Here is a 1,233-nt window from a genome sequence, read left to right as displayed (position 1 = left end):
TAACATGACTAGTATGGGGGTTGTAATTAAAATACTCCCGTCGTTATTAAAAAAGAGTGTCATGAGAAAACATAAAAGATTGACGTACCAGAATAAACGAACCCCTGACCCCTTTGCTTTTTCTGCGAGCTTCTCTGCCACCCAGTTAAAGAAACCAAAACTTTCTAAAACAATTGCCATGACAATCGTTGCCATAATCGTAATGGCGGCACCACTTATGGTATTTGAAATGATACCCAGGTCTGATAATGAAACACTTCCACTGAGTATGACAATAACCGCACCTATTGCGGCAGGTATAGCTTCATTGATCCCTCTAGGTCTCCAAAGAATAAATCCGAGGGTAACCAAAAAAGTTATAATCGTTACCCAGACGGTTAAATGTGTCATATTTTTCTCCTTTCATCTAGCTAGTAATTCAGGATGCTTTCCTGAGACGACCTTACCTCCACGTTTTGGTGACTCCGCTACTGTCCCTCCCTTCCATCTATCCCTCTTGTGATGTTGTACTATAACTTATGAAAGATGATAAAGACAGGCTTTGGGTAAGTACCTGTTTTTTTATAAATCAACAAAAGTCTAAATATTGCAAGTAATTATAAGAATCAAGACAGTAACATAGTAGCAAAAATAAAAAGCGAAGCTAAGACAGCTCCGCTCAATACAGTTTAATCTTATTTTTAAGTTACTACTTTTGTGTTTATGTAGGCATGAAATTTTTCTAATTTAATTTATCGAAGTAATTTGTGAAGAATTGAACTTAAACTAAAGGGTGCTTTCCTTAAAGATCTGTCTGATAAAAATGCATCCTTTTCTTGTTCAACTAACGAAGCAGTTTAGTTGCAGAAGAGTTACACTTTGTGGAAGACTGAAATTACTTTAAATTCTTCTTTTATACAAGAACTACAAAGCAGCTATCCTTAATTCTTGAGGAGGTTAATTATGTTCGTGCTTAATATGCTATTGGCAATAACGGGAATGGCAATATTGATTTTTATTCTGATTTTCTTTACATACAAAATACTACGAAACAAAAAGAACTTTTACTCTTGGTTTATCTTGACAATAATCGTTTTCTTTTTAGGAGTTGCCCTTTGGCAAAGTTTAAGTCGTTTCAAATAAGACTTCAATTCTTATTCAAGTAACGAAGCAGGATAGTTGAAGAGGGATTGGGAATCATACACCTAAAAAAGGGTGTAAGAATTATGAAAAAAATATGTCTTATTGTATTAT

General features: G+C 34.5%; 1 protein-coding gene. It reads right to left on the bottom strand.

Going from position 1 to position 1,233, the window contains the following annotated elements; genetic code table 11:
- On the bottom strand, nt 1–390 hold a 390-nt coding region (locus tag TR08_RS33420; RefSeq protein WP_045522582.1), incomplete at its 3' end, for an ArsB/NhaD family transporter.
- Nucleotides 391–1,233 lie beyond the last annotated feature (843 nt).

Source organism: Neobacillus niacini (genome assembly GCF_000759675.1).
In the GTDB taxonomy this organism is placed as follows: domain Bacteria; phylum Bacillota; class Bacilli; order Bacillales; family Cytobacillaceae; genus Neobacillus; species Neobacillus niacini_A.
The sequence above is the reverse complement of the archived record's forward strand: the minus strand, read 5'-3'. Positions and strand labels throughout refer to the sequence as shown.